Consider the following 22,373-nt stretch of genomic DNA (forward strand, 5'->3'; position numbering starts at 1 on the left):
AACCGAACAACTTAGGTTAGGCTTACCTAAGTTGGTGTCGCGATCACCGGCCTCTCCCGTTCCCCGCACGGACTGTCCCCTCGGAGGACCCCCACATGCGCTCGCACCTGCTCAATGGCCTCACCGCGGAGCACTACCGCCGCTCCGTGACCGAAGGAGTCGAGCGGGTGGCGGCCAAACTCGCCACCACCGACCGTCCGTTCACCGGCGTCTCCGTGGACGCCCTCGCCCCCGACATCGACGCGATCGACCTGGACCGGCCGCTGGGTGACACCACGGCCGTCCTGGACGAGCTGGAGAACGTCTACCTGCGGGACGCGGTCTACTTCCACCACCCCCGCTACCTGGCCCACCTCAACTGCCCGGTCGTCATCCCCGCGGTGCTCGGCGAGGCCGTGCTCTCCGCCGTCAACTCCTCCCTGGACACCTGGGACCAGTCGGCCGGCGGCACCCTGATCGAGCGCCGGCTCGTCGACTGGACGGCCGCCCGCATCGGCCTCGGCCCGGCCGCGGACGGCGTGTTCACCTCCGGCGGCACGCAGTCCAACCTCCAGGCGCTGCTGCTGGCACGGGAGGAGGCCAAGAGCCGGGACCTCGGCCGGCTGCGCGTCTTCGCCTCCGAGGTCAGCCACTTCAGCGTGAAGAAGTCCGCCAAACTCCTCGGCCTCGGCCCGGACGCCGTGGTCGTCGTCCCCGTCGACCACGACAAGCGCATGCAGACGGTCGCCCTCGCCCGCGAGCTGGAGCGCTGCGCCGAGGACGGCCTGGTCCCCATGGCCGTCGTCGCCACCGCCGGCACCACCGACTTCGGCTCCATCGACCCGCTGCCCGAGATCGCCGGGCTGTGCGCCCAGTACGGCGTCTGGATGCACGTGGACGCCGCCTACGGCTGCGGACTGCTCGCCTCGCTGAAGTACCGGGACCGCATCGACGGCATCGAGCGCGCCGACTCGGTCACCGTCGACTACCACAAGTCCTTCTTCCAGCCCGTGAGTTCGTCCGCCGTGCTGGTCCGGGACGCGGCCACCCTGAGGCACGCCACCTACCACGCGGAGTACCTCAACCCGCGCCGCATGGTGCAGGAACGTATTCCCAACCAGGTCGACAAGTCCCTGCAGACCACCCGCCGCTTCGACGCCCTCAAGCTGTGGCTGACGCTGCGCACCATGGGCGCCGACGGCATCGGGCAGCTCTTCGACGAGGTCTGCGACCTCGCGCGGGAGGGCTGGACGCTGCTGGCCGCCGACCCCCGCTACGACGTGGTCGTCGAGCCCTCGCTGTCCACCCTCGTCTTCCGCTACGTCCCGGCGGCCGTCACCGACCCCGCCGAGATCGACCGGGCCAACCTGTACGCCCGCAAGGCCCTGTTCGCCTCCGGTGACGCCGTCGTCGCGGGCACCAAGGTCGGCGGCCGCCACTACCTGAAGTTCACCCTGCTCAACCCCGAGACGACGACGGCCGACATCGCCGCCGTCCTTGACCTGATCGCCGGCCATGCCGAGCAGTACCTGGGAGAGTCCCTTGACCGCGCGTCCTGAAGCCCACCACAAGACCTACGACTTCGTGGGGATCGGGCTCGGCCCCTTCAACCTCGGCCTCGCCTGCCTGACCGAGCCGATCGCCGAGCTGAACGGCGTCTTCCTGGAGTCCAAGCCGGACTTCGAGTGGCACGCGGGCATGTTCCTCGACGGCGCCCACCTGCAGACGCCGTTCATGTCGGACCTGGTCACCCTCGCCGACCCGACCTCGCCGTACTCCTTCCTCAGCTACCTGAAGGAGAAGGGCAGACTGTACTCGTTCTACATCCGCGAGAACTTCTACCCGCTGCGGGTCGAGTACGACGACTACTGCCGCTGGGCGGCGAGCCAGCTGAGCAGCGTCCGCTTCGGCACGACGGTCACCGAGGTGACGTACGAGGACGACCGGTACGTCGTGCGGACCGCGGCCGGCGACACCTTCCGCGCCCGCCACCTGGTCCTCGGCACCGGGACGGCCCCCTACGTCCCCGAGGCGTGCCGGGACCTCGGCGGGGACTTCCTGCACAACGCGCAGTACATGCACCGCAAGGCGGAGCTCCAGGCGAAGAAGTCCATCACCGTCGTGGGCAGCGGCCAGAGCGCGGCGGAGATCTACTACGAGCTGCTCTCCGAGATCGACGCCCACGGCTACCAGCTCAACTGGGTGACCCGCTCCCCGCGGTTCTTCCCGCTGGAGTACACCAAGCTGACGCTGGAGATGACCTCCCCGGACTACATCGACTACTTCCGCGCGCTGCCCGAGGAGACCCGCTACCGGCTGGAGAAGCAGCAGAAGGGCCTGTTCAAGGGCATCAACTCGGACCTCATCGACGCGATCTACGACCTGCTCTACCAGAAGCACGTCGAGAGCGGCGACCGCCCGGTCCCCACCCGACTGCTCACCAACTCCTCGCTGGTCACCGCGTCCTACGCCGACGGCGCCTACTCCCTCGGCTTCCACCAGGACGAGCAGGGCAAGGACTTCGGGATCCGCACGGAGGGCCTGCTGCTGGCCACCGGCTACCACTACGAGCCGCCGGCCTTCCTCGCGCCCGTCCGCGACCGGCTGCGCCTCGACGGCCACGGCCGCTTCGACGTCGCCCGCAACTACTCCATCGACACCACCGGCCGCGGGGTCTTCCTCCAGAACGCCGGCGTCCACACGCACAGCATCACCAGCCCCGACCTGGGCATGGGCGCGTACCGGAACGCGTACATCATCCGCGAGCTGCTCGGCAGCGAGTACTACCCGGTCGAGAAGTCCATCGCCTTCCAGGAGTTCGCCGCATGACCACGAAGGACCTGACCTTCACCGTCCGTCCCCTCGACCCGCTGAAGGACGCCGAGCTGCTGCACGGCTGGGTGACCCACCCCAAGTCGGCGTTCTGGATGATGCAGGACGCGAGACTGGAGGACGTCGAGCGGGCCTACATGGAGATCGCCGCCGACGAGCACCACCACGCCTTCCTCGGCCTGCACGAGGGCAGGCCCGCCTTCCTGATGGAGAAGTACGACCCCGCCCACCGGGAGCTGGCCGGGCTGTACGAGCCCGAGCCCGGCGACGTCGGCATGCACTTCCTGGTCGCGCCGACCGACACCCCCGTGCACGGGTTCACCCGGGCCGTCATCACCGCCGTGATGGCGTTCCTCTTCGAGGACCCGGCGACCCGGCGGGTCGTGGTCGAGCCGGACGTGCGCAACACGGCCGTGCACGCCCTGAACGCCGCCGTCGGGTTCGTGCCCGAGCGGGAGATCCGCAAGCCGGAGAAGCAGGCGCTGCTGAGCTTCTGCACCCGGGAGCAGTTCACGAAGGCGGTGGCCGCGTGAGTCTCGCCGACACCGTGGCCCACCTCTCCCCCGAGCGCTGGGAGACCGCCGGCCGCCTGCTGATCCGCAAGGCCCTCGCCGAGTTCGCGCACGAGCGCCTGATCACGCCGGAACCCGAGGGCGGCGGTTACGTCGTCCGCAGCGACGACGGGCTCACCGCCTACCGGTTCACCGCCGTCCGCCGGGCCCTCGACCACTGGCAGATCGACGCCCCCTCCATCACCCGGCACCACGACGGCGTCGAGGTCCCGCTCGCGCCGCTGGACTTCTTCATCGAGCTGAAGGAGTCCCTGGGGCTGAGCGACGAGATCCTGCCGGTGTACCTGGAGGAGATCTCCTCCACCCTCTCCAGCACCTGCTACAAGCTCACCAAGCCGAGGACGACCTCCGCCGAGCTGGCCCGCGGCGGCTTCCAGGACGTCGAGACCGGGATGACCGAGGGCCACCCCTGCTTCGTCGCGAACAACGGACGGCTCGGCTTCGGCGTCCACGAGTACCTGTCCTACGCCCCGGAGACCGCGAGCCCCGTCCGGCTGGTGTGGCTGGCCGCGCACCGCTCCCGGGCCGCGTTCACGGCGGGCGTCGGGATCGAGTACGAGGACTTCGTCCGGCAGGAGCTGGGCGAGGCGACCGTCGAGAGGTTCCACCGGCAGCTGACCGATCTGGGTCTCGACCCCGCCGACTACCTCCTCATCCCCGTCCACCCCTGGCAGTGGTGGAACAAGCTCGGCGTCACCTTCGCCGCCGAGGTCGCACGCCGGTACCTGGTGTGCCTCGGCGAGGGCGACGACGAGTACCTGGCCCAGCAGTCCATCCGGACCTTCTTCAACACCGGCGACCCGCGCAAGCACTATGTGAAGACGGCCCTGTCGGTCCTCAACATGGGCTTCATGCGCGGCCTCTCGGCCGCCTACATGGAGGCCACGCCGGCGATCAACGACTGGCTGGCCCAGCTGATCGAGAACGACCCGGTGCTGAAGTCGACCGGCCTGTCGATCATCCGCGAGCGGGCGGCCGTCGGCTACCGACACCTGGAGTACGAGCGGGCGACGGACCGCTACTCGCCGTACCGCAAGATGCTCGCCGCGCTGTGGCGGGAGAGCCCCGTGCCGTCGCTCAGGGACGGCGAGTCCCTCGCGACCATGGCCTCCCTGCTGCACGTGGACCACGAGGGCGCCTCCTTCGCGGGCGCCCTGATCGAGCGGTCGGGCCTGGCCCCGGCGGAGTGGCTGCGGCAGTACCTGCGGGCCTACTACACCCCGCTGCTGCACAGCTTCTACGCCTACGACCTGGTGTACATGCCGCACGGCGAGAACGTCGTCCTGGTGCTGGCGGACGGGGTCGTGCGGCGAGCGGTCTACAAGGACATCGCCGAGGAGATCGCGGTGATGGACCCGGACGCCGTCCTGCCGCCCGAGGTCCGCAGGATCCGGGTCGAGGTCCCGGACGACACCAAGCTGCTGTCGATCTTCACGGACGTCTTCGACTGCTTCTTCCGGTTCCTCGCCGCCCACCTCGCCGCCGAGGGCGTCCTGGAGGAGGACGGCTTCTGGCGCACGGTCGCCGAGGTCACCCGCGAGTACCAGGAGTCGAACCCCGAACTCGCCGACAGGTTCCGGCAGTACGACATGTTCGCCCCGGAGTTCGCGCTGTCCTGCCTCAACCGGCTCCAACTGCGCAACAACCGGCAGATGGTGGACCTCGCCGATCCGTCCGGCGCGCTCCAGCTGGTGGGAACCCTCGAGAACCCGCTGGCAGGCCGGTGACGGCGCACCGACGGACGGGCACCCCGGAGTACGGTCCTTCGGGGTGCCCGTCGTTCGGCCGGGGCGGTCAGCGCTTCGGCCAGGGGACCTGCGGCGACCGGTAGTAGTGGATGCCGAGGGCGTCCCAGCGCGGTCCCTGGGCGGCCAGCCGCACCTTGTAGCCGTTCCAGCCGTGGGTGGCCGCCGGCGACCAGCCCAGCTCGGCCGCTCCCGCCAGCCGCGGGAACGCCAGGTACTCGATGTCGGCGGACGTCTTCACGGTCTCCGTCCACAGGGGTGCCTCGACGCCCCGGATCGCGGACGCCGGGGCTCCCGGCAGATAGGCGCCCGGGTTCCAGTCGTAGGACCGCTTCACCTCCACCATGCCCGCCCACTTCGTGCCCAGCCTGGTGTCCTTCGTGTACTTCATGTCGAGGTAGACCCGGTCGGCCGGGGACAGGACCAGCCCGGTGCCGTGCCGGGCGGCCTCGGCGACCTGGGCCTTCTCCGCCGCGGCGGTGCCGTCGAGGCCCCAGTACTGGGCGAGGGCGCCCGCGGCCGGGTGGGCGCCGGTGAGCTGGTGCCAGCCGACGGCCTTCTTGCCGTACTTGGCCACGACCGGCTGCACGCGGTCCATGAACCTCACGTAGTCGGCGTGGCCGGTGGAGTGCGCCTCGTCGCCGCCGATGTGGAGGTAGCGGCCCGGCGTGATCGCCGCCAGCTCCCTGATCACGTCGTCCACGAAGTCGTAGGTGACCGCCTTGGGCACGCACAGCGAGCTGAAGCCGACCTGGGTGCCCGTGTACAGCGGGGGTGCCACGCCGTCGCAGTTGAGCTGCGCGTACGAGGAGAGCGCCGCGTTGGTGTGGCCGGGCATGTCGATCTCGGGGACGACCTCCAGGTAGCGGGAGGCCGCGTACCGGACGATCTCCTGGTAGTCGGCCTTGCTGAAGTGGCCGCCCCTGCCGCCGCCGACCTGGGTGGAGCCGCCGTGGGTGGCCAGGCGGGGCCAGGAGTCGACGGCGATCCGCCAGCCCTGGTCGTCGCTGAGGTGCAGGTGCAGCTCGTTGATCTTGTAGAGCGCCAGCTGGTCGATGTAGCGCTTGACCTGCGTGACGGTGAAGAAGTGCCGGGAGACGTCCAGCATGGCGCCTCGGTAGGAGTACCGGGGGCGGTCCTCGATCGTGCCACCGGCGATCTGCCAGGTACCGGACTGGACGGTCTTCCTCTCGACGGCGGCCGGGAGGAGCTGGCGCAGGGTCTGGACGCCGTGGAAGAGGCCGGCGGGGGCGCTCGCGGTGATCGTGACACCCCCCGGGCCGCTCTGCAGCCGGTAGCCCTCCGCCCCGAAGCCGCCCTGGACCAGGTGGAGTCGGATGCCGCCGGTGCCCTGCTCGGTGAGCGGCAGCGGGTAGCCGGTGGAGGGCCGCAGGATGCCGGTGAGGTACGTACCGATCCGGCGGACCTCGGCGGAGCCGTCGACCCGGACGCCGGTGGTGCGGGTGATGCGGTACGGGGCGCCACCGGCTCTGACCGAGTCCGGTGCCGGGACCACCCGGTCCAGCGGGGCCGGGGCGGCCGCGGGCGCCGGGTGGGCCGCGCCGAGGGTGAGGACCCCGGCCGCCGCCACGAGCAGCAGCGATCCGAGGATGCGGGGTGTCCGGGGAGTCGTGCTGTGGTTCCGTCTCACATGCGCTCCCGTCAGATGAGGCGACTGTCCGCTGTGTTGACCGTCGGACGTGGTCGAGACCACTCTCCCGCAGATCCGGTGAAACAATCCCCGCATGGTGGAAATCATCCAGAAGGACGGCACCTGGGTCTTCGACGGCGATGTCCTGCGGCTCACTCCGGGCCGGGACCGGAACGTGAGCCCCCTCCGCCGCGAGCTGGGTGAACTCGTCGTGCCGCTGGGCGCGTCGGCCGGTGTCTCCTTCGAGCAGGGCCGGCGGTCGGGACGGCTGAGGCTGCGGCTGCGCGACGGCGCCGATCCGCTGCTGCACGCCACCGGCGGCCGGCTCACCGAGGCGAACGACCCCTATCAGCTGGCCGTCGAAGCGGACCGGTACGGCGTCGCCGAGTACCTCGCCGACGAGGTCCGCAACGCCCTGCTGCTGGACGGGGTTTCGCCCGACCCGGTCGGCTCCTACCTGCTGCCGGGGCCGTCGCTGCCGGTGTCCGCGTCCGCCGGGGACGGCACGGCCGGTTTCGACGGGGAGCGGGTGCGGCTGGAGTGGAACTGGAAGACGGAGGACGCCAAGGCCGCCACCGGCCCCCGGTCGATCCCGCTCGCGGAGATCACCGGCGTGGAGTGGCAGCCGGCGGCCGGGCTGGAGAACGGGTATCTGCGGTTCCGGGTGCGGGCAGCCCCCGTCACGGCACCGCCGAAGTACGACCCGAACGCGGTGGAGCTGTGGGGCTTCAAGAAGGACCCGCTGATGGCGCTGGTCGCGGCCGCGGTCCAGGCCCGGCTGCCGCACCCGTCGGCGCCCGCCGCCGGTGGGCACGCCGTCCTCCCGAAGCAGCTGCCGCCGGCCGGGGAACCGGCCGGTGACGGCCACGACGCACTGCTCCGGCGGCTGCGCGAGCTGGGTGAACTGCATCGCGACGGTGTGCTGACGGACGACGAGTTCACGCTGGCCAAGCAGGCGGTCCTCAAGCGCCTGTGAGGACCGCCCACTCGTACGAAGCGGCTACTTCGCCCGGCGGGACACCGTGAAGTGGTCGATGCGGTCGCCGGTCTCGGCGATGCCCGACACCTTCAGCGTGGCCTGCCGGCCCTTCGGCGCGGGCACGACGTCCACCCGCAGGAAGGAGTAGTTGAGGTAGCGCACCCGGGACCAGGCGACGGTCTCGTCGACCTTGCCGTCCTTGGTGTTGATGAACGAGGCGACCGAGTCGACCTCGTGCTCGTGGCCCTCGTAGGAGTCCGGGGCGGAGAAGGCGTAGAGGCTGCGCCCCGCCGCGCCCGCGGTGACGTAGACCACACCCTCGGTCTCGGGGTAGGCCGTGCCGCCGATCGGCAGCTTCTTGGTGACCTTGTCGCCCTTGATGACGTCGGTGCGCTCGTACTGGTGGTTGTGGCCGTTGATGACGAGGTCCACCGTGTACTTCTCGAACAGCGGCACCCACTCCTGGCGCACGCCCCCCTCCGAGGCGTGCGCGGTGGAGGTGCAGTAGGCGCAGTGATGGAAGAAGACCACGACGAAGTCGACGTCCTTCGACGCGCGGAACTTCTTCAGCTGCCCTTCCAGCCAGTTCGTCTGGGTTCCTCCGGAGATGCCGAGATTCGCCGGGATCTCGAAGGAGATGTCGTTGGCGTCCAGCGAGATGACCGCGGTGTTGCCGTAGACGAAGGAGTACACGCCCGGCAGGTTGCCGGCGTCCGGGCCGTTGTCCGGGAGGGTCCAGCGGGCCTCCTCGCCGCCGTAGCCGTTCGGCGAGTACCAGGCCTCCATGTCGTGGTTGCCGTACGCGGGCATCCACGGCACCTGCTTGGCGACGGACTCGGTCTGGTACAGGAACTGGTCCCAGGTGCGCGAGTCGAAGCCGGTGTCGGTGGTCCTGCCCTGGCCGGCCGGGTCGCCGTAGGCGATGTCACCGGCGTGCAGGTGGAAGGCCGGGTTCTGGCCGAGGATCAGGGCGTTGTTGGCCAGGCCGTGGTAGCCGACGCCTTCGTCGCCGAAGGCGGTGAAGGTGAACGGCTCCTTGTGCGCCGGGGCGGTGGTGAAGGTGCCCAGGGTGCCCGCCAGGTGCGGCTCGGCCGGGTCGAAGCCGTGGTGGCCGACGCCGTAGTAGTAGGTCCGGCCCGGGCGCAGGTGGGTGAGCTTGGCGTGCAGGTAGTACTGGGTGCGGTCGCCGCTCGCGCCGACACCGGCCGGGGTGTAGAGGGTGCGGACCTCGGCGTCGATCCTGCGCGAGAGGTCCCAGGGGTGGGCGCCGATGCGGATGAAGGGCTTCTTCACCGCGACCGGGACCTGCCAGGAGACGGTGACCTCGGTCCGCGGGTCGTTGCCGAAGGCCAGGTGGCGGCCGAAGGGGGCGACGAGGGAGCCGTCGACCGACTCGGCCGTGGCGGCGGTGCGCTGCGTGGGCACGGCCGCCCGGGCGGTGGCGCCCGGCACGAACGCGCCACCCGCGACGGCGCCCAGCGTGACGGCGCCGCCCCTGATCATGGTGCGCCGCGAGAATCTGGCGCGCAGGTACTCATGCCGCTCGGCCATGCTCATGCGCTCGGCCAGCGTCTCGGGTACGCCCATACGAGGAATGTCCATGACGTCCGAAACTCGTGGCCCGGGGCAACGAGACGCAAGACACAGGATGGACAGCTTGCGAACAGCGCCCCATAAGAGATTCAACATGCTCCTGCCCGAAATCGGGCACGATTCTTGCGAAACGGCGGCCGGTGCCCGAGGATCTACCGGGTGCACGACGAACTCGTTGATCATCTGTCGCGGTCCACGCCCCTGAGCCGGGGCGAGGCACTGCGGGTGATCCAGGACGTGCTCGCCTTCTTCGACGAGACGACCTCCGAGTTCGTCCGTCGCCGCCACCGTGAACTGCAGGCCCAGGGCCTGGTGAACACGGAGATCTTCGACCGGATCGAGGCGGACCTGAAATACCGGGCGGTGGCGCCGCCGGAGCTGACGCTCAGGCAGCTGCGCCGCATGGTCTACGGCTGAGAACAGCCGGACCGGACCGAGCGACAGTCAAGGGATACCTCTATATATGTGCGGAATCGTCGGATACATCGGGAAGCGTGACGTCGCGCCCCTCCTCCTGGAGGGCCTGCAGCGGCTGGAGTACCGCGGCTACGACTCCGCGGGCATCGTCGTCACCTCCCCGAAGGCGCCCGGCCTGAAGATGGTCAAGGCCAAGGGCCGGGTGCGCGATCTGGAGGCCAAGGTCCCGGCGCGCTTCAAGGGCACCACCGGTATCGCCCACACCCGCTGGGCCACCCACGGCGCCCCCTCCGACGTGAACGCCCACCCGCACATGTCGGCCGACAGCAAGGTCGCCGTCGTGCACAACGGCATCATCGACAACGCCACGGACCTGCGCCGCAAGCTGGAGGCGGACGGTGTCGAGTTCCTCTCCGAGACCGACACCGAGGTCCTCACCCACCTCATCGCCCGCTCGCAGGCCGAGAAGCTGGAGGACAAGGTCCGCCAGGCGGTCCGCCTGATCGAGGGCACGTACGGCATCGCCGTGCTGCACGCCGACTTCCCCGACCGGATCGTGGTGGCCCGCAACGGCTCCCCGGTCGTCCTCGGCATCGGCGAGAAGGAGATGTTCGTCGCCTCGGACATCGCCGCGCTGGTCATGCACACCCGGCAGATAGTGACCCTCGACGACGGCGAGATGGCCACCCTCAAGGCCGACGACTTCCGCACCTACACCACCGAGGGCACCCGTACGACGGCCGAGCCCACCACGGTGGAGTGGGAGGCCGAGTCGTACGACATGGGCGGCCACGACACCTACATGCACAAGGAGATCTTCGAGCAGGCCGACGCGGTCGACCGCGTGCTGCGCGGCCGCATCGACGACCGGTTCTCCACCGTGCACCTCGGCGGCCTCAACCTGGACGCCCGCGAGGCCCGGCAGATCCGCCGTGTGAAGATCCTCGGCTGCGGCACCTCGTACCACGCGGGCATGATCGGCGCCCAGATGATCGAGGAGCTGGCCCGCATCCCCGCCGACGCCGAGCCCGCCTCCGAGTTCCGCTACCGCAACGCGGTGGTCGACCCCGACACCCTCTACGTGGCCGTCTCCCAGTCCGGTGAGACGTACGACGTGCTCGCCGCCGTCCAGGAACTCAAGCGCAAGGGCGCCCGGGTCTTCGGTGTCGTCAACGTGGTCGGCTCGGCGATCGCCCGCGAGGCGGACGCCGGCATCTACGTGCACGCCGGCCCCGAGGTCTGCGTGGTGTCGACCAAGTGCTTCACCAACATGACGGTCGCCTTCGCGCTGCTCGCCCTGCACCTCGGCCGCACCCGTGACCTCTCGGTCCGCGACGGCAAGCGGATCATCGAGGGCCTGCGGAAGCTGCCCGGGCAGATCACCGAGATGCTCAAGCAGGAGGAGCAGATCAAGGAGCTGGCCGAGCTGTACGCCGACGCCCGCTCGATGCTCTTCATCGGCCGGGTCCGCGGCTACCCGGTGGCCCGCGAGGCCTCGTTGAAGCTCAAGGAGGTCTCCTACATCCACGCCGAGGCCTACCCCGCCTCCGAGCTGAAGCACGGTCCGCTGGCGCTCATCGAGCCGGCCCTCCCCACGGTCGCGATCGTCCCCGACGACGACCTGCTGGAGAAGAACCGCGCGGCCCTGGAGGAGATCAAGGCACGCGAGGGCAAGATCCTGGCGGTGGCCCACCAGCACCAGGAGAAGGCCGACCAGACGATCATCGTGCCCAAGAACGAGGACGAGCTCGACCCCATCCTCATGGGCATCCCGCTCCAGCTCCTCGCCTACCACACGGCGAAGGCCCTGGGCCGCGACATCGACAAGCCGCGGAACCTCGCCAAGTCGGTGACGGTCGAGTAGTACCCGCTCACGAACGGACCCCCGCGTGTGCCACCGAACACGCGGGGGTCCTTCCGGTGCCGCTGTGGATCAGCCGGTGGCCGTCACCCCCCGGCCGGCGGCACGCCGAGGAAGCACGGTGGGCCAGTGCGCGAGAGCCGCGGTCGCCGCGTACCAGGCGACCGCGCCCGAGAGGGCCGCGAGCCAGCCGCCGGCCTTGGTCAGCGCGGAGCTGTCGGCGAAGGCCGCGACGGCCAGCACGAGCATCGCCAGGAACAGCAGCCCGTGGGTGACCTGGCCGAGGGTGTCGCCGCCGGCGACGGTCAACGTGAGTGCCACGAGGGCGAACAGGAGCAGGAACAGCCCGGCCGCGTTCGCCGACCCGGGATCCGACACGGCCCAGGTGAACCAGAGGGCGCCGAGCGCCACGTACCCCACGCCGGAGGCGGTGGAGTCGCGGAGGGCCAGCAGGCCGACGAGGAAGAGGGCGACCCCGCCCACGTAATGGGCGACGGTCACGGCGTCGGAGGTCCCCACGCCGTCGATCACGCCGGTCGTACCGAGCCCGAACGCCAACAGGGTGACACCCAGGGCGAGTCGGCCGACCACAGTGGAACTCACGCTTCCCGCAGAGACGTCGTTGTCCACGGCGGGCTCCCTTCAGCTGTGCAGTTGCGCGGTGAGCGGTATATGCCCTTCACAAGGGCACAAACCACCTCTACGCGCGAGTAGTTTCGCGCTGCACAAAGGAAGTTGACGAGCAGTCGGGAGACCGCGCGACCGCGGTGACCGGGGCGGCGCGTCAGGGGATGACGATCACGGGCCGCTGCGCGCGCTTCGCGAGCCGGCCCGCGACGGAGCCGAAGATCCGGCCCACGAGACCGTGCGTGGAGCCGACGACGATCGCGTCCGCCTCGTACTCCCGCCCCACCTCTTCGAGTTCGTGGCAGATGTCGCCGCCCCGCTCGACCAGGATCCAGGGCACCTCGGCGAGGTAGTCCGCACAGGCCAGTTCGAGCCCCAGCACCTCGGTGCGGTGGTCGGGCACGTCGACGAAGACGGGCGGCTCGCAGCCGGCCCACACGGTGGTGGGCAGCCGGTTGGCCACATGGACGATGATCAGGCCGGACCCGGAGCGATGGGCCATGCCGATCGCGTAGGCGAGGGCGCGCTCACTGGAGGTCGAGCCGTCGAAGCCGACGACCACTCCGTGCCGGAAGGCTGGGTCGCAGGAGGGGCGTGCCTCTGACGCCGCCAGGGGATCGGCCGCCGTGGGATCGGCGACCGGCCGCTTGCGGTCCGCGGGTTCGAAGAATTCGTGACCGGCCATGGCTGTCTCGGCGTTGTGATCCTTTATGGGAGGGGACGCAGTGTGCGGCGAAGTGCTGCGGAGCTGTGTCCGGGAAACATCTTCCCAACCCCATACCCCCAAGGGTACGGCGGCACGCCTCCTGAGCACAGATCCCGCGCACGCTCCGTAAGCGGTCCCCCGACGTCCGTAGGGGTTCACCGGAGCATGCACGAGCGACGCCCGTAACGCAATGGTTGCTGCCCCGTACAGGCGGTTTGCACACGATCACGGGTGCACGGCCGGTGACCGTCCCGTCGAACGGGCGTTGTACCGGGGTGAGCCACCGCCACAGGGAGTACGAGATGCCCGGACCCCGCCCGACCTCCGAGCCGCGCCCGGCCCCGGACACCGCGAGCGACGTGATCCGCTGGGCCGCCTTCAGTTGCGTGCTCGTCCCCGTGGTCCTGCTCTGGTACGGCACCTCGCTGGCCGGCGCGACGGGCACCGCCCTGGGCCTGGCCGCCGTCACCGCCGTGTGCCGGCTGCTGCTGCGTCGCTCCGAGCGCTGCGCCGCGCACCGGTCGGAACGTTGCACCACGCAAAGAGGCGGACGTCACACGCGGGGGCAGACACGGCGGACACCGGTCGACTGACCGGTTTCCGTACCCCCGAGCGCATCTTTTCAGCCAACTTCCGGATACCGCCCCGGAGGGGGCCGAAAGGCCCCCCAACCCCCGTTCCACCTGCACGGAAAGGGTCCAGGGACGGCTGCGCACCCTACGCGGTTTGGCCACTGCGACAAGGCGTACTTCCCAGTGCGGCCCGCGAGTGCAACGCTTCGTGATCGAATGCTTCACGCCAAGTTGTCATGTCGACAATCCACGGCGTGTCGAACTGGCCACCGTCAGACCGCGGGAGCCAGTAGATTCGATCTTGACTGTCTTTACGGCGGGGGACTCGTGCAGGACCGAGGGGAAACGTGCAGGAGCGACACAACCGAGGAGCCGCGACCACCGAGGGGGGCTTAGCAGTATGAGCCACGACTCCACTGCCGCGCCGGAAGCCGCGGCCCGGAAACTCTCCGGGCGACGCCGCAAGGAGATCGTCGCGGTGCTGCTGTTCAGCGGCGGCCCCATCTTCGAGAGTTCCATTCCGCTTTCGGTGTTCGGGATCGACCGCCAGGACGCCGGAGTGCCGCGCTACCGACTACTGGTGTGCGCCGGCGAGGAAGGCCCGCTGCGGACCACAGGGGGCCTGGAACTCACCGCGCCGCATGGGCTGGAGGCGATCTCCCGTGCCGGGACGGTCGTCGTGCCGGCCTGGCGTTCGATCACCTCGCCGCCGCCGGAGGAAGCGCTCGACGCGCTGCGCAGAGCGCACGAGGAGGGTGCCCGCATCGTGGGCCTCTGCACGGGTGCCTTCGTGCTCGCGGCGGCCGGACTGCTGGACGGACGGCCGGCGACGACCCACTGGATGTACGCACCGACGCTGGCCAAGCGCTATCCGTCGGTGCACGTCGATCCACGGGAGCTGTTCGTCGACGACGGCGATGTGCTGACGTCGGCCGGTACGGCCGCGGGGATCGACCTGTGTCTGCACATCGTGCGGACCGACCACGGCAACGAGGCGGCCGGCGCGCTGGCCCGGCGTCTGGTGGTGCCACCGCGCCGCAGCGGCGGTCAGGAGCGCTATCTCGACAGGTCTTTACCCGAGGAGATCGGCGCCGACCCGCTCGCCGAGGTCGTCGCCTGGGCGCTGGAACACCTCCACGAGCAGTTCGACGTGGAGACGCTGGCGGCACGCGCCTACATGAGCCGCCGTACGTTCGACCGCCGGTTCCGCTCGCTGACCGGCAGCGCACCGCTGCAGTGGCTGATCACGCAGCGGGTGCTGCAGGCGCAGCGGCTGCTGGAGACGTCGGACTACTCCGTGGACGAGGTGGCGGGCCGGTGCGGCTTCCGCTCCCCCGTCGCGCTGCGCGGGCACTTCCGCCGCCAGCTCGGCTCGTCCCCGGCCGCCTACCGGGCCGCCTACCGGGCCCGCCGGCCGCAGGGCGACCGGCCGGGTGATCCGGACGCCCTGTCGGCTCCCGGCCACCAGGGACAGCCCGCGGGTCTGCCCGGCGGCCCGGGACCGCTGGGTCATGTGCCGGCCATGCTGCACCCGGACAACGGGGTGCCGATGCAGAGCCGCCGCACGGCCGGTGCGGTGAGCCTGCTGCCGGGTCCGCGCAGCGGCAGCTGAGCGAGGAACGCGAGGGGGCGGAGTCCGACTCCGCCCCCTTTGCCGTGGCCGCGGCCACCGGGTCACCGCATGCCCGGTCCGGCGCGGCGCGGCGCGCCGTAAGGTGAGACACATGAACGATCGCATGGTGTGGATCGACTGCGAGATGACCGGCCTCTCGCTGTCCGACGACGCTCTCATCGAGGTGGCCGCCCTCGTCACCGACTCCGAGCTGAACGTACTCGGCGAGGGAGTGGACATCGTCATCCGTCCGCCGGACCGGGCACTGGAGACGATGCCGGAGGTGGTGCGTCAGATGCACACCGCGTCCGGGCTGCTCGCCGAACTGGCGAACGGCACGACCCTGGCGGACGCCGAGGAGCAGGTCCTCGCCTATGTCCGCGAGCACGTCAAGGAGCCCGGCAAGGCTCCGCTGTGCGGCAACTCCGTCGGCACCGACCGCGGCTTCCTGCTGCGGGACATGCCGACCCTGGAGGACTACCTCCACTACCGGATCGTGGACGTCTCCTCGATCAAGGAGCTGGCCCGCCGCTGGTACCCGAGGGCGTACTTCAACAGCCCGGAGAAGAACGGCAACCACCGGGCGCTCGCCGACATCCGCGAGTCCATCGCCGAGCTGCGCTACTACCGCGAGGCCGTCTTCGTCCCGCAGCCCGGCCCGGACACCGACACCGCCAGGGCGATCGCCGCCAAGCACGTCGTGCCCGCGCGCTAGTCCCGCCGGGGTCCGTTCGGAAGGCCCGCGCGAAAACCTGTGCGCGAGCACCCCTTCGGACCCTGTAGACTTCTTCTCAGCCGGTCGGGGAGGGCACTCCTCGAAATGCCGGTCATGGTGGGTGTAGCTCAGCTGGTAGAGCACCTGGTTGTGGTCCAGGATGCCGCGGGTTCAAGTCCCGTCACTCACCCTGAGTGATCAGCCGGTGACTCCGTCGAAGGACGGGTCACCGGCTGATTCGTTTTCCCTCCCGTGAGCGCTTCCGGGAGCCGGGCAGGCCCGGCATCCGGGCGGATCTCCGGGACGCCCCCTAGGACGACGCCCGCGTCACCAGCTCCGTCGGCAGCACCGCGTGCCGTCGCTCCAGGTCCCGGGTGGCGGACGGTCGGCGGTCGGCGATCTCCGTCAGAAGCAGGTCGATCATGGCGCGGCCCATCCCCTCTATGGGCTGGCGGACGCTGGTGAGCGGCGGATCCATGTGGCGGGCGATGGCCGAGTCGTCGTAACCGACCAGGGCCACGTCGTCCGGGATGCGGCGGCCCGCCTCGCGCAGCACCTGGCGGGCGCCGGCCGCCATCACGTCCGAGCCGGCGAAGACCGCGTCCAGGTCGGGGTGGCGGCCGAGCAGCACCGACATCGCCCGGCGGCCGCCCTCCTCGGTGAAGTCCCCCGGCTCGACCAGGAGATCGTCCACCTCGTGGCCCGCGTCGCGCAGCGCCTCGCGGTAGCCGTCGACACGGCGCTGGGCGCCGTAGACGTCCAGGCGGCCGGTGATGTGCGCGATCCGCCGGCGGCCCCGGGACAGCAGGTGCTCCACCGCCGAGCGGGCACCTCCGTAGTTGTCGGAGTCCACCGAGGTGAGCGTCTCGCCGGCCGAGCGCGGGCCGCTGATCACGGCCGGGATCTCCAGTTGGGCGAGGAGATCGGGCAGGGGGTCGTCGGCGTGCACCGAGACCAGCAGGACGCCGTCGACGCGGTGGGCCGCGAGGTACTGGGCGAGCCGCTGCCGCTCGCGGTCGCTGCCCGCGAAGATCAGCAGCAACTGCATCTCGGTCTCGGAGAGTTCGGCACCGACACCGCGCAGCATGTCCGAGAAGTACGGCTCCGCGAAGAACCGGGTCTCCGGCTCGGGGACGACGAGCGCGATGGCGTCGGTGCGGTTGGCGGCGAGGGCGCGGGCCGCGGTGTTGGGCACATAGCCGAGTTCGGCGACCGCGGCCTCGACCGCGGCCCGGGTGGCGTCGCTGACCCGGGGCGAGCCGTTGATCACCCGCGACACCGTGCCCCGGCCGACCCCGGCCCGGGCGGCGACTTCCTCGAGCGTGGGCCGCCCACCGCTCCGGCCCCGCCCTCCCTGGCCTGCCATGGGCTCCGCCTCTCTCGCCGCGTCGATCGTGCTGGCCGAATGTAACAGCACCGTTCTCCGTGGTCGCCGCCCGTGTGCGCCCGCCGCCCCGCTGTTCCGGAGGCAGCCGGTCCAGTTAACGTCCCGATAACTGAACGGACTTGGCCCCGTCCCCTCCCTTGACACCCCGCCCCGGACCCGCGACTCTTCAACACATCACTTGTGGGAGCGCTCCCACAGTACCTGACACCTACACATCCCGCACGTTCCCCGCCCGAGCCGCAGCGAGTACGAACGGGCCTCATTCCAGTGCAGTTGGCCGGGGGGTCGGCACGTCAGGCAACAGGAGGACGCAATGCGCACGAGCATCCGCGGGTCACGCAGGCTGGGGGCCCTCGCGGTCGTCGCCGCGCTGGCCACAGGGCTGCTGGCCGGCTGCGCCAACGACTCGGACGACGGCTCGTCGAACTCGGACGGCGGTGGAAACGGCGACGGCAACGGCAGGATCACGCTGACCGTCGGAACCTTCGGCGTCTTCGGCTACAAGCAGGCCGGCCTCTACGACGAGTACATGAAGCTCCACAAGGACATCAACATCAAGGAGAACGTCACCACCCGTACCGACGTCTACTGGCCGAAGGTGCTCACCCGCCTCCAGGCCGGCTCCGGCACCGACGACCTCCAGGCCATCGAGGTCGGCAACATCACCGAGGCCGTGCAGACGCAGGGCGCGAAGTTCGCCGACCTCGGCAAGGACGTCGACAAGTCCCTGTGGCTGGACTGGAAGAACGCCCAGGCCACCACCAAGGACGGCAAGCTCATCGGGCTCGGCACCGACATCGGCCCGATGGCGATCTGCTACCGCAAGGACCTCTTCCAGAAGGCCGGCCTGCCGACCGACCGCACCAAGCTCGCCGACGCCTGGAAGGGCGACTGGGCCAAGTACGTCGACCTCGGCAAGCAGTACATGAAGAAGGCGCCCAAGGGCACCAAGTTCGTGGACTCCGCGTCCTCCGTCTACAACGCGGCCCTCGGCGGCGGGAGCGAGCGGTACTACGACAAGGGCGACAACGTCATCTGGGACAAGTCCGAGGGCGTGAAGACCGCCTGGGACGTCGCGATGAGCGTGGCCACCAGCGACATGTCCGCCAAGCTGAAGCAGTTCGACAAGCCGTGGGACCAGGGCTTCGCCAACGGCACCTTCGCGACCGTGGCCTGCCCGGCCTGGATGATGGGCTACATCGAGCAGAAGTCCGGCGACTCCGGCAAGGGCAACTGGGACGTGGCGGCGGCGCCCACCGCGGCCAACTGGGGCGGCTCCTTCCTCGGGGTGCCGACCGCGGGCAAGCACCAGAAGGAGGCCATCGCCCTCGCGAAGTGGCTGACCGCCCCGGAGCAGCAGGCGAAGGTCTTCGCCAAGCAGGCGAGCTTCCCCTCCACCCCGTCGGCGTACGGCAGCCTGAAGCCGGCCGCGGACACCACCGCGTACTTCTCCGACGCACCGATCACGCAGATCTTCTCCGACTCGGCGAAGACGATCCCGACGCAGTACTTCGGCATCAAGGACCAGCCGATCAACACCGCGCTCACGGACGTCGGCATCCTCCAGGTGGAGCAGAAGGGCAAAACGCCCGCCCAGGGCTGGGACGCCGCGAAGAATGAGATCAAGGACGTGCTCGGCCAGTGACCAGCTCCAAAGAGGCTCTCGCGCATCCCGCGTCGAGCGCCGAGGCCGCGCCCGGCACCCCGCCGGGCGCGGCCCGGGGCGCTCAGGGTCGCGGTACGCCGGCAGGCGCCGACTCCTGGCGCAGCCGGCTGTACCGCTGGGACATGAAGGCGTCGCCGTACGCCTTCGTCGCCCCCTTCTTCCTTCTCTTCGGGGCCTTCTCCCTCGTCCCGCTGCTCTACACGGCCTGGTACTCGCTGCACGACGTGCAGCTGTCGTCCCTGGACCACCAGACCTGGGCGGGCCTGGACAACTACGAGAACCTGCTGTCCTCGGACTTCTTCTGGAACGCCCTGAAGAACACCTTCACCATCGGCCTCATCTCGACCGTTCCGCAGCTGCTGGCCGCGCTCGGGCTGGCGCACCTGCTGAACTACAAGCTGCGCGGCTCCACCGCGTGGCGGGTCGTGATGCTGACCCCGTACGCCACCTCCGTGGCCGCGGCGACCCTGGTGTTCACGCTGCTGTACTCCTGGGACGGCGGCATGATCAACTGGATCCTGCACTTCTTCGGGGTCGACCCGGTCAACTGGCGTGAGTCCGACTGGGGTTCGCAGTTCGCGGTGTCGTCGATCGTGATCTGGCGGTGGACGGGCTACAACGCCCTGATCTACCTCGCGGCCATGCAGGCGATCCCGGCCGATCTGTACGAGTCGGCGGCGCTCGACGGCGCCAACCGCTGGCAGCAGTTCCGGCACGTCACCGTCCCGCAGCTGCGGCCGACGATCCTGTTCACGGTCGTCGTCTCCACCATCGGCGCGACCCAGCTCTTCGGCGAGGTCCTGCTGTTCGGCGGGGTGAGCGGGTCCAAGGGCGGCTCGGAGCACCAGTACCAGACGCTCGGTCTGTACATGTACGACCAGGGCTGGATCATCGGCAACCTCGGCAAGGCGTCCGCGATCGCGTGGTCGATGTTCCTGATCCTGCTGATCGTCGCCGCGGTCAACCTGCTGCTCACCCGACGGCTGAGGAAGTCCCAATGACCACCAGTGAACTGACGCTGCCCCAGGGGCCGGCCAAGGAGCGCCGCCGGCGGGCGACGGGCGCGGGCAAGCAGCTGCACGCGGGCCCGGTGACGTACGTGGTGCTGACGGTGTTCGCCCTCGTGTCGCTGGCTCCGCTGGTGTGGACGGCGATCGCGGCCTCACGCACCGACCGGCGGCTCGCCGAGACCCCGCCGCCGCTGTGGTTCGGCGGCAACCTGTTCAAGAACATGGAGGCCGCCTGGGACCAGGCCGGCCTCGGCACCGCGATGTTCAACTCGGTGCTGGTGGCGGGCACGATCACCGTCAGCACGGTGCTGTTCTCCACGCTCGCCGGTTTCGCCTTCGCCAAGCTGCGGTTCCGGTTCTCGGGCCTGCTGTTGCTGCTGACCATCGGCACGATGATGATCCCGCCGCAGCTGGCCGTCGTACCGCTGTACCTCTGGATGTCGGACCTGGGCTGGTCGAACCAGCTGCAGACGGTGATCCTGCCGAGCCTGGTGACCGCCTTCGGTACGTTCTTCATGCGGCAGTACCTGGTGCAGGCGCTGCCCTCGGAGCTGATCGAGGCGGCCCGGGTGGACGGCGCGAGCAGTCTGCGGATCGTGTGGCACGTCGTCTTCCCGGCGGCCCGGCCCGCGATGGCGGTGCTCGGCCTGCTGACGTTCGTGTTCGCCTGGAACGACTTCCTCTGGCCGATCATCGCCCTCACCCAGCAGAACCCGACCGTGCAGGTGGCCCTGAACTCGCTCGGCACCGGCTATGTCCCGGACCAGGCGGTGATCATGGCGGGCGCACTGCTCGGCACGCTGCCGCTGCTGATCGCCTTCCTGCTGTTCGGCAAGCAGATCGTGGGCGGGATCATGCAGGGCGCGATCAAGGGCTGACGCCCGTTCACCAGGGGCCGGGCCACCGCAGTCCCGGCCCCCCTTCCCGCCCGCGGGCACCGTCTCCTCCCCCCTTACCTCGTCGGTCACCTTCGACCCCCTCTGGGAGCGCTTCCATGCCTGACTCCGTTTCCCCCGTCTCCTTCCCTCCCTCCTTCCTGTGGGGTGCCGCGACCTCCGCGTACCAGATCGAGGGCGCGGTGCGCGAGGGTGGCCGCACCCCCTCGATCTGGGACACCTTCAGTCACACGCCGGGCAGGACGGCGGGCGGCGAGACCGGTGACATCGCTGTCGACCACTACCACCGCTACCGCGACGACGTGGCGCTGATGGCGGAGCTGGGCCTCGGCGCGTACCGCTTCTCCGTCTCCTGGTCCCGGGTGCAGCCGACCGGCCGGGGCCCGGCCGTGCAGGTGGGCCTGGACTTCTACCGCCGGCTGGTCGACGAGCTGCTGGAGCGCGGCATCAAGCCGGCCGTCACCCTCTACCACTGGGACCTGCCGCAGGAGCTGGAGGACGCGGGCGGCTGGCCGGAGCGGGACACCGCGCTCAGGTTCGCCGAGTACGCACAGCTCGTCGGTGAGGCGCTCGGCGACCGGGTGGAGCAGTGGATCACCCTGAACGAGCCCTGGTGCAGCGCCTTCCTGGGCTACGGCTCCGGGGTGCACGCGCCCGGCCGCACCGACCCGGTGGCGTCCCTGCGCGCGGCGCACCACCTCAACCTGGCGCACGGGCTGGGCGTCTCGGCGCTCCGCGCGGTGCTCCCGGCTCGCGACAAGATCGCTGTCAGCCTCAACTCCTCGGTCGTACGGCCCCTTTCCCAGGACCCCGCCGACCTCGCGGCGGCCCGCCGGATCGACGACCTGGCGAACGGCGTCTTCCACGGACCGATGCTGCACGGCGCCTACCCCGAGACCCTGTTCGCCTCGACGGCCTCCCTCACCGACTGGTCGTACGTCCTCGACGGCGACGTCCGCACCATCCACGCGCCCGTGGACGCGCTGGGCCTGAACTACTACACCCCGGCGCTGGTGTCGGCCGCCCCCGGCGAGGTCAGCGGTCCGCGGGCGGACGGCCACGGCGCCAGCGACCACTCCCCCTGGCCGGGCGCCGACGACGTGCTGTTCCACCAGTCGCCGGGCGACCGCACCGAGATGGGCTGGTCGATCGACCCGACGGGCCTGTACGACCTGCTGATGCGCTACTCGCGCGAGGCCCCGGGCCTGCCCCTGTACATCACGGAGAACGGCGCGGCCTACGACGACAAGCCGGAGCCCGACGGCAGCGTCCACGACCCCGAGCGCATCGCCTACCTGCGCGGTCATCTGGCGGAGGTGCGCCGCGCCCTCGCCGACGGCGCGGACGTCCGCGGCTACTACCTGTGGTCCCTGATGGACAACTTCGAGTGGGCGTACGGCTACGACAAGCGGTTCGGCGCGGTGTACGTGGACTACGCGACGCTGGAGCGGACGCCGAAGTCGAGCGCCCGCTGGTACGCCGAGGCGGCGCGGACGGGCGTGCTGCCGCCGGTGGAGCCGGTGGTCTGACACGGAAGAGGGGCGCGGCACTCC

General features: G+C 70.2%; 19 protein-coding genes and 1 tRNA gene. 15 read left to right on the forward strand and 5 right to left on the reverse strand.

The window, feature by feature from the left end; all coding sequences use genetic code 11:
* Positions 1-95: 95 nt before the first annotated feature.
* Genes desA through ACF08B_RS20995 form a run of 4 tightly spaced genes read left to right on the forward strand, consistent with a single transcriptional unit; the run spans position 96 to position 5,110 of the window.
* Positions 96-1,538 carry a lysine decarboxylase DesA gene (gene desA / locus ACF08B_RS20980; protein WP_392318731.1) on the forward strand — a complete coding sequence of 481 codons (1,443 nt, stop codon included), beginning with the start codon at positions 96-98 and terminating at the stop codon, positions 1,536-1,538.
* Entirely contained in the window at positions 1,522-2,808 is a 1,287-nt protein-coding gene (locus ACF08B_RS20985) for a lysine N(6)-hydroxylase/L-ornithine N(5)-oxygenase family protein (protein ID WP_392318732.1), read from the forward strand. The genes desA and ACF08B_RS20985 overlap by 17 nt, the downstream gene beginning before the upstream one ends.
* Complete coding sequence (locus tag ACF08B_RS20990) at positions 2,805-3,344, forward strand: GNAT family N-acetyltransferase (RefSeq protein ID WP_392318733.1); 540 nt, start codon at positions 2,805-2,807, stop codon at positions 3,342-3,344. Before ACF08B_RS20985 ends, ACF08B_RS20990 begins: the two co-directional genes overlap by 4 nt.
* On the forward strand, positions 3,341-5,110 hold the full coding sequence (locus ACF08B_RS20995; RefSeq protein WP_392318734.1) for an IucA/IucC family protein: 1,770 nt from the start codon (positions 3,341-3,343) through the stop codon (positions 5,108-5,110). Before ACF08B_RS20990 ends, ACF08B_RS20995 begins: the two co-directional genes overlap by 4 nt.
* A 67-nt stretch (positions 5,111-5,177) precedes the next feature.
* Here ACF08B_RS20995 and ACF08B_RS21000 read toward each other — a convergent pair whose 3' ends face one another.
* A complete protein-coding gene (locus ACF08B_RS21000; RefSeq protein WP_392318735.1) occupies positions 5,178-6,779 on the reverse strand; it encodes a beta-N-acetylhexosaminidase in 1,602 nt (533 codons plus the stop codon).
* A gap of 94 nt (positions 6,780-6,873) precedes the next feature.
* Between ACF08B_RS21000 and ACF08B_RS21005 the strand changes: the two genes are divergently transcribed.
* Positions 6,874-7,755, forward strand: a complete 882-nt coding sequence (locus tag ACF08B_RS21005; RefSeq protein ID WP_392318736.1) for a DUF4429 domain-containing protein — start codon at positions 6,874-6,876, stop codon at positions 7,753-7,755.
* Positions 7,756-7,779: 24 nt separating this feature from the next.
* Here ACF08B_RS21005 and ACF08B_RS21010 read toward each other — a convergent pair whose 3' ends face one another.
* Positions 7,780-9,345 (reverse strand): fibronectin type III domain-containing protein, encoded by a 1,566-nt coding sequence (locus ACF08B_RS21010; protein ID WP_392318916.1) that lies wholly within the window; start codon positions 9,343-9,345, stop codon positions 7,780-7,782.
* A gap of 165 nt (positions 9,346-9,510) precedes the next feature.
* Here ACF08B_RS21010 and ACF08B_RS21015 point away from each other — a divergent pair, with 165 nt between their 5' ends.
* Positions 9,511-9,768, forward strand: a complete 258-nt coding sequence (locus tag ACF08B_RS21015; protein WP_392318737.1) for a hypothetical protein — start codon at positions 9,511-9,513, stop codon at positions 9,766-9,768.
* Between the two features lie 46 nt (positions 9,769-9,814).
* Entirely contained in the window at positions 9,815-11,632 is a 1,818-nt protein-coding gene (gene glmS / locus ACF08B_RS21020) for a glutamine--fructose-6-phosphate transaminase (isomerizing) (RefSeq protein ID WP_073900472.1), read from the forward strand.
* 69 nt (positions 11,633-11,701) lie between these two features.
* Here glmS and ACF08B_RS21025 read toward each other — a convergent pair whose 3' ends face one another.
* Both ACF08B_RS21025 and ACF08B_RS21030 read right to left on the reverse strand, forming a co-directional pair.
* The gene (locus ACF08B_RS21025; protein WP_093696447.1) at positions 11,702-12,259 is read right to left on the reverse strand and encodes a GPR1/FUN34/YaaH family transporter; all 558 of its coding nucleotides are present in this window, start codon (positions 12,257-12,259) and stop codon (positions 11,702-11,704) included.
* Positions 12,260-12,413: 154 nt separating this feature from the next.
* The gene (locus ACF08B_RS21030; protein ID WP_073900468.1) at positions 12,414-12,941 is read right to left on the reverse strand and encodes a universal stress protein; all 528 of its coding nucleotides are present in this window, start codon (positions 12,939-12,941) and stop codon (positions 12,414-12,416) included.
* Between the two features lie 323 nt (positions 12,942-13,264).
* Between ACF08B_RS21030 and ACF08B_RS21035 the strand changes: the two genes are divergently transcribed.
* The 4 genes from ACF08B_RS21035 (at position 13,265) to ACF08B_RS21050 (ending at position 16,051) form a co-directional block, all read left to right on the forward strand.
* The gene (locus ACF08B_RS21035) at positions 13,265-13,555 is read left to right on the forward strand and encodes a hypothetical protein (RefSeq protein WP_392318738.1); all 291 of its coding nucleotides are present in this window, start codon (positions 13,265-13,267) and stop codon (positions 13,553-13,555) included.
* Positions 13,556-13,934: 379 nt separating this feature from the next.
* Complete coding sequence (locus tag ACF08B_RS21040) at positions 13,935-15,146, forward strand: helix-turn-helix domain-containing protein (protein WP_392318739.1); 1,212 nt, start codon at positions 13,935-13,937, stop codon at positions 15,144-15,146.
* Between the two features lie 112 nt (positions 15,147-15,258).
* A complete protein-coding gene (gene orn / locus ACF08B_RS21045; protein ID WP_392318740.1) occupies positions 15,259-15,861 on the forward strand; it encodes an oligoribonuclease in 603 nt (200 codons plus the stop codon).
* A gap of 117 nt (positions 15,862-15,978) precedes the next feature.
* A tRNA-His gene (locus ACF08B_RS21050) sits at positions 15,979-16,051 on the forward strand.
* Between the two features lie 120 nt (positions 16,052-16,171).
* On the opposite strand, the gene ACF08B_RS21055 is transcribed toward ACF08B_RS21050, so the two are convergent.
* Positions 16,172-17,227 carry a LacI family DNA-binding transcriptional regulator gene (locus tag ACF08B_RS21055; RefSeq protein ID WP_392318741.1) on the reverse strand — a complete coding sequence of 352 codons (1,056 nt, stop codon included), beginning with the start codon at positions 17,225-17,227 and terminating at the stop codon, positions 16,172-16,174.
* A gap of 334 nt (positions 17,228-17,561) precedes the next feature.
* Between ACF08B_RS21055 and ACF08B_RS21060 the strand changes: the two genes are divergently transcribed.
* The 4 genes from ACF08B_RS21060 (at position 17,562) to ACF08B_RS21075 (ending at position 22,349) form a co-directional block, all read left to right on the forward strand.
* Positions 17,562-18,893 (forward strand): ABC transporter substrate-binding protein, encoded by a 1,332-nt coding sequence (locus tag ACF08B_RS21060; RefSeq protein ID WP_392318742.1) that lies wholly within the window; start codon positions 17,562-17,564, stop codon positions 18,891-18,893.
* Entirely contained in the window at positions 18,890-19,915 is a 1,026-nt protein-coding gene (locus ACF08B_RS21065; RefSeq protein WP_073900459.1) for a carbohydrate ABC transporter permease, read from the forward strand. Before ACF08B_RS21060 ends, ACF08B_RS21065 begins: the two co-directional genes overlap by 4 nt.
* A complete protein-coding gene (locus tag ACF08B_RS21070; RefSeq protein ID WP_392318743.1) occupies positions 19,912-20,802 on the forward strand; it encodes a carbohydrate ABC transporter permease in 891 nt (296 codons plus the stop codon). Before ACF08B_RS21065 ends, ACF08B_RS21070 begins: the two co-directional genes overlap by 4 nt.
* 116 nt (positions 20,803-20,918) lie before the next feature.
* On the forward strand, positions 20,919-22,349 hold the full coding sequence (locus tag ACF08B_RS21075) for a GH1 family beta-glucosidase (protein ID WP_392318744.1): 1,431 nt from the start codon (positions 20,919-20,921) through the stop codon (positions 22,347-22,349).
* The last annotated feature ends 24 nt before the right edge of the window (positions 22,350-22,373 follow it).

The organism is Streptomyces sp. NPDC015139 (assembly GCF_043079785.1).
GTDB classification, from domain to species: Bacteria; Actinomycetota; Actinomycetes; order Streptomycetales; family Streptomycetaceae; genus Streptomyces; species Streptomyces albidocamelliae.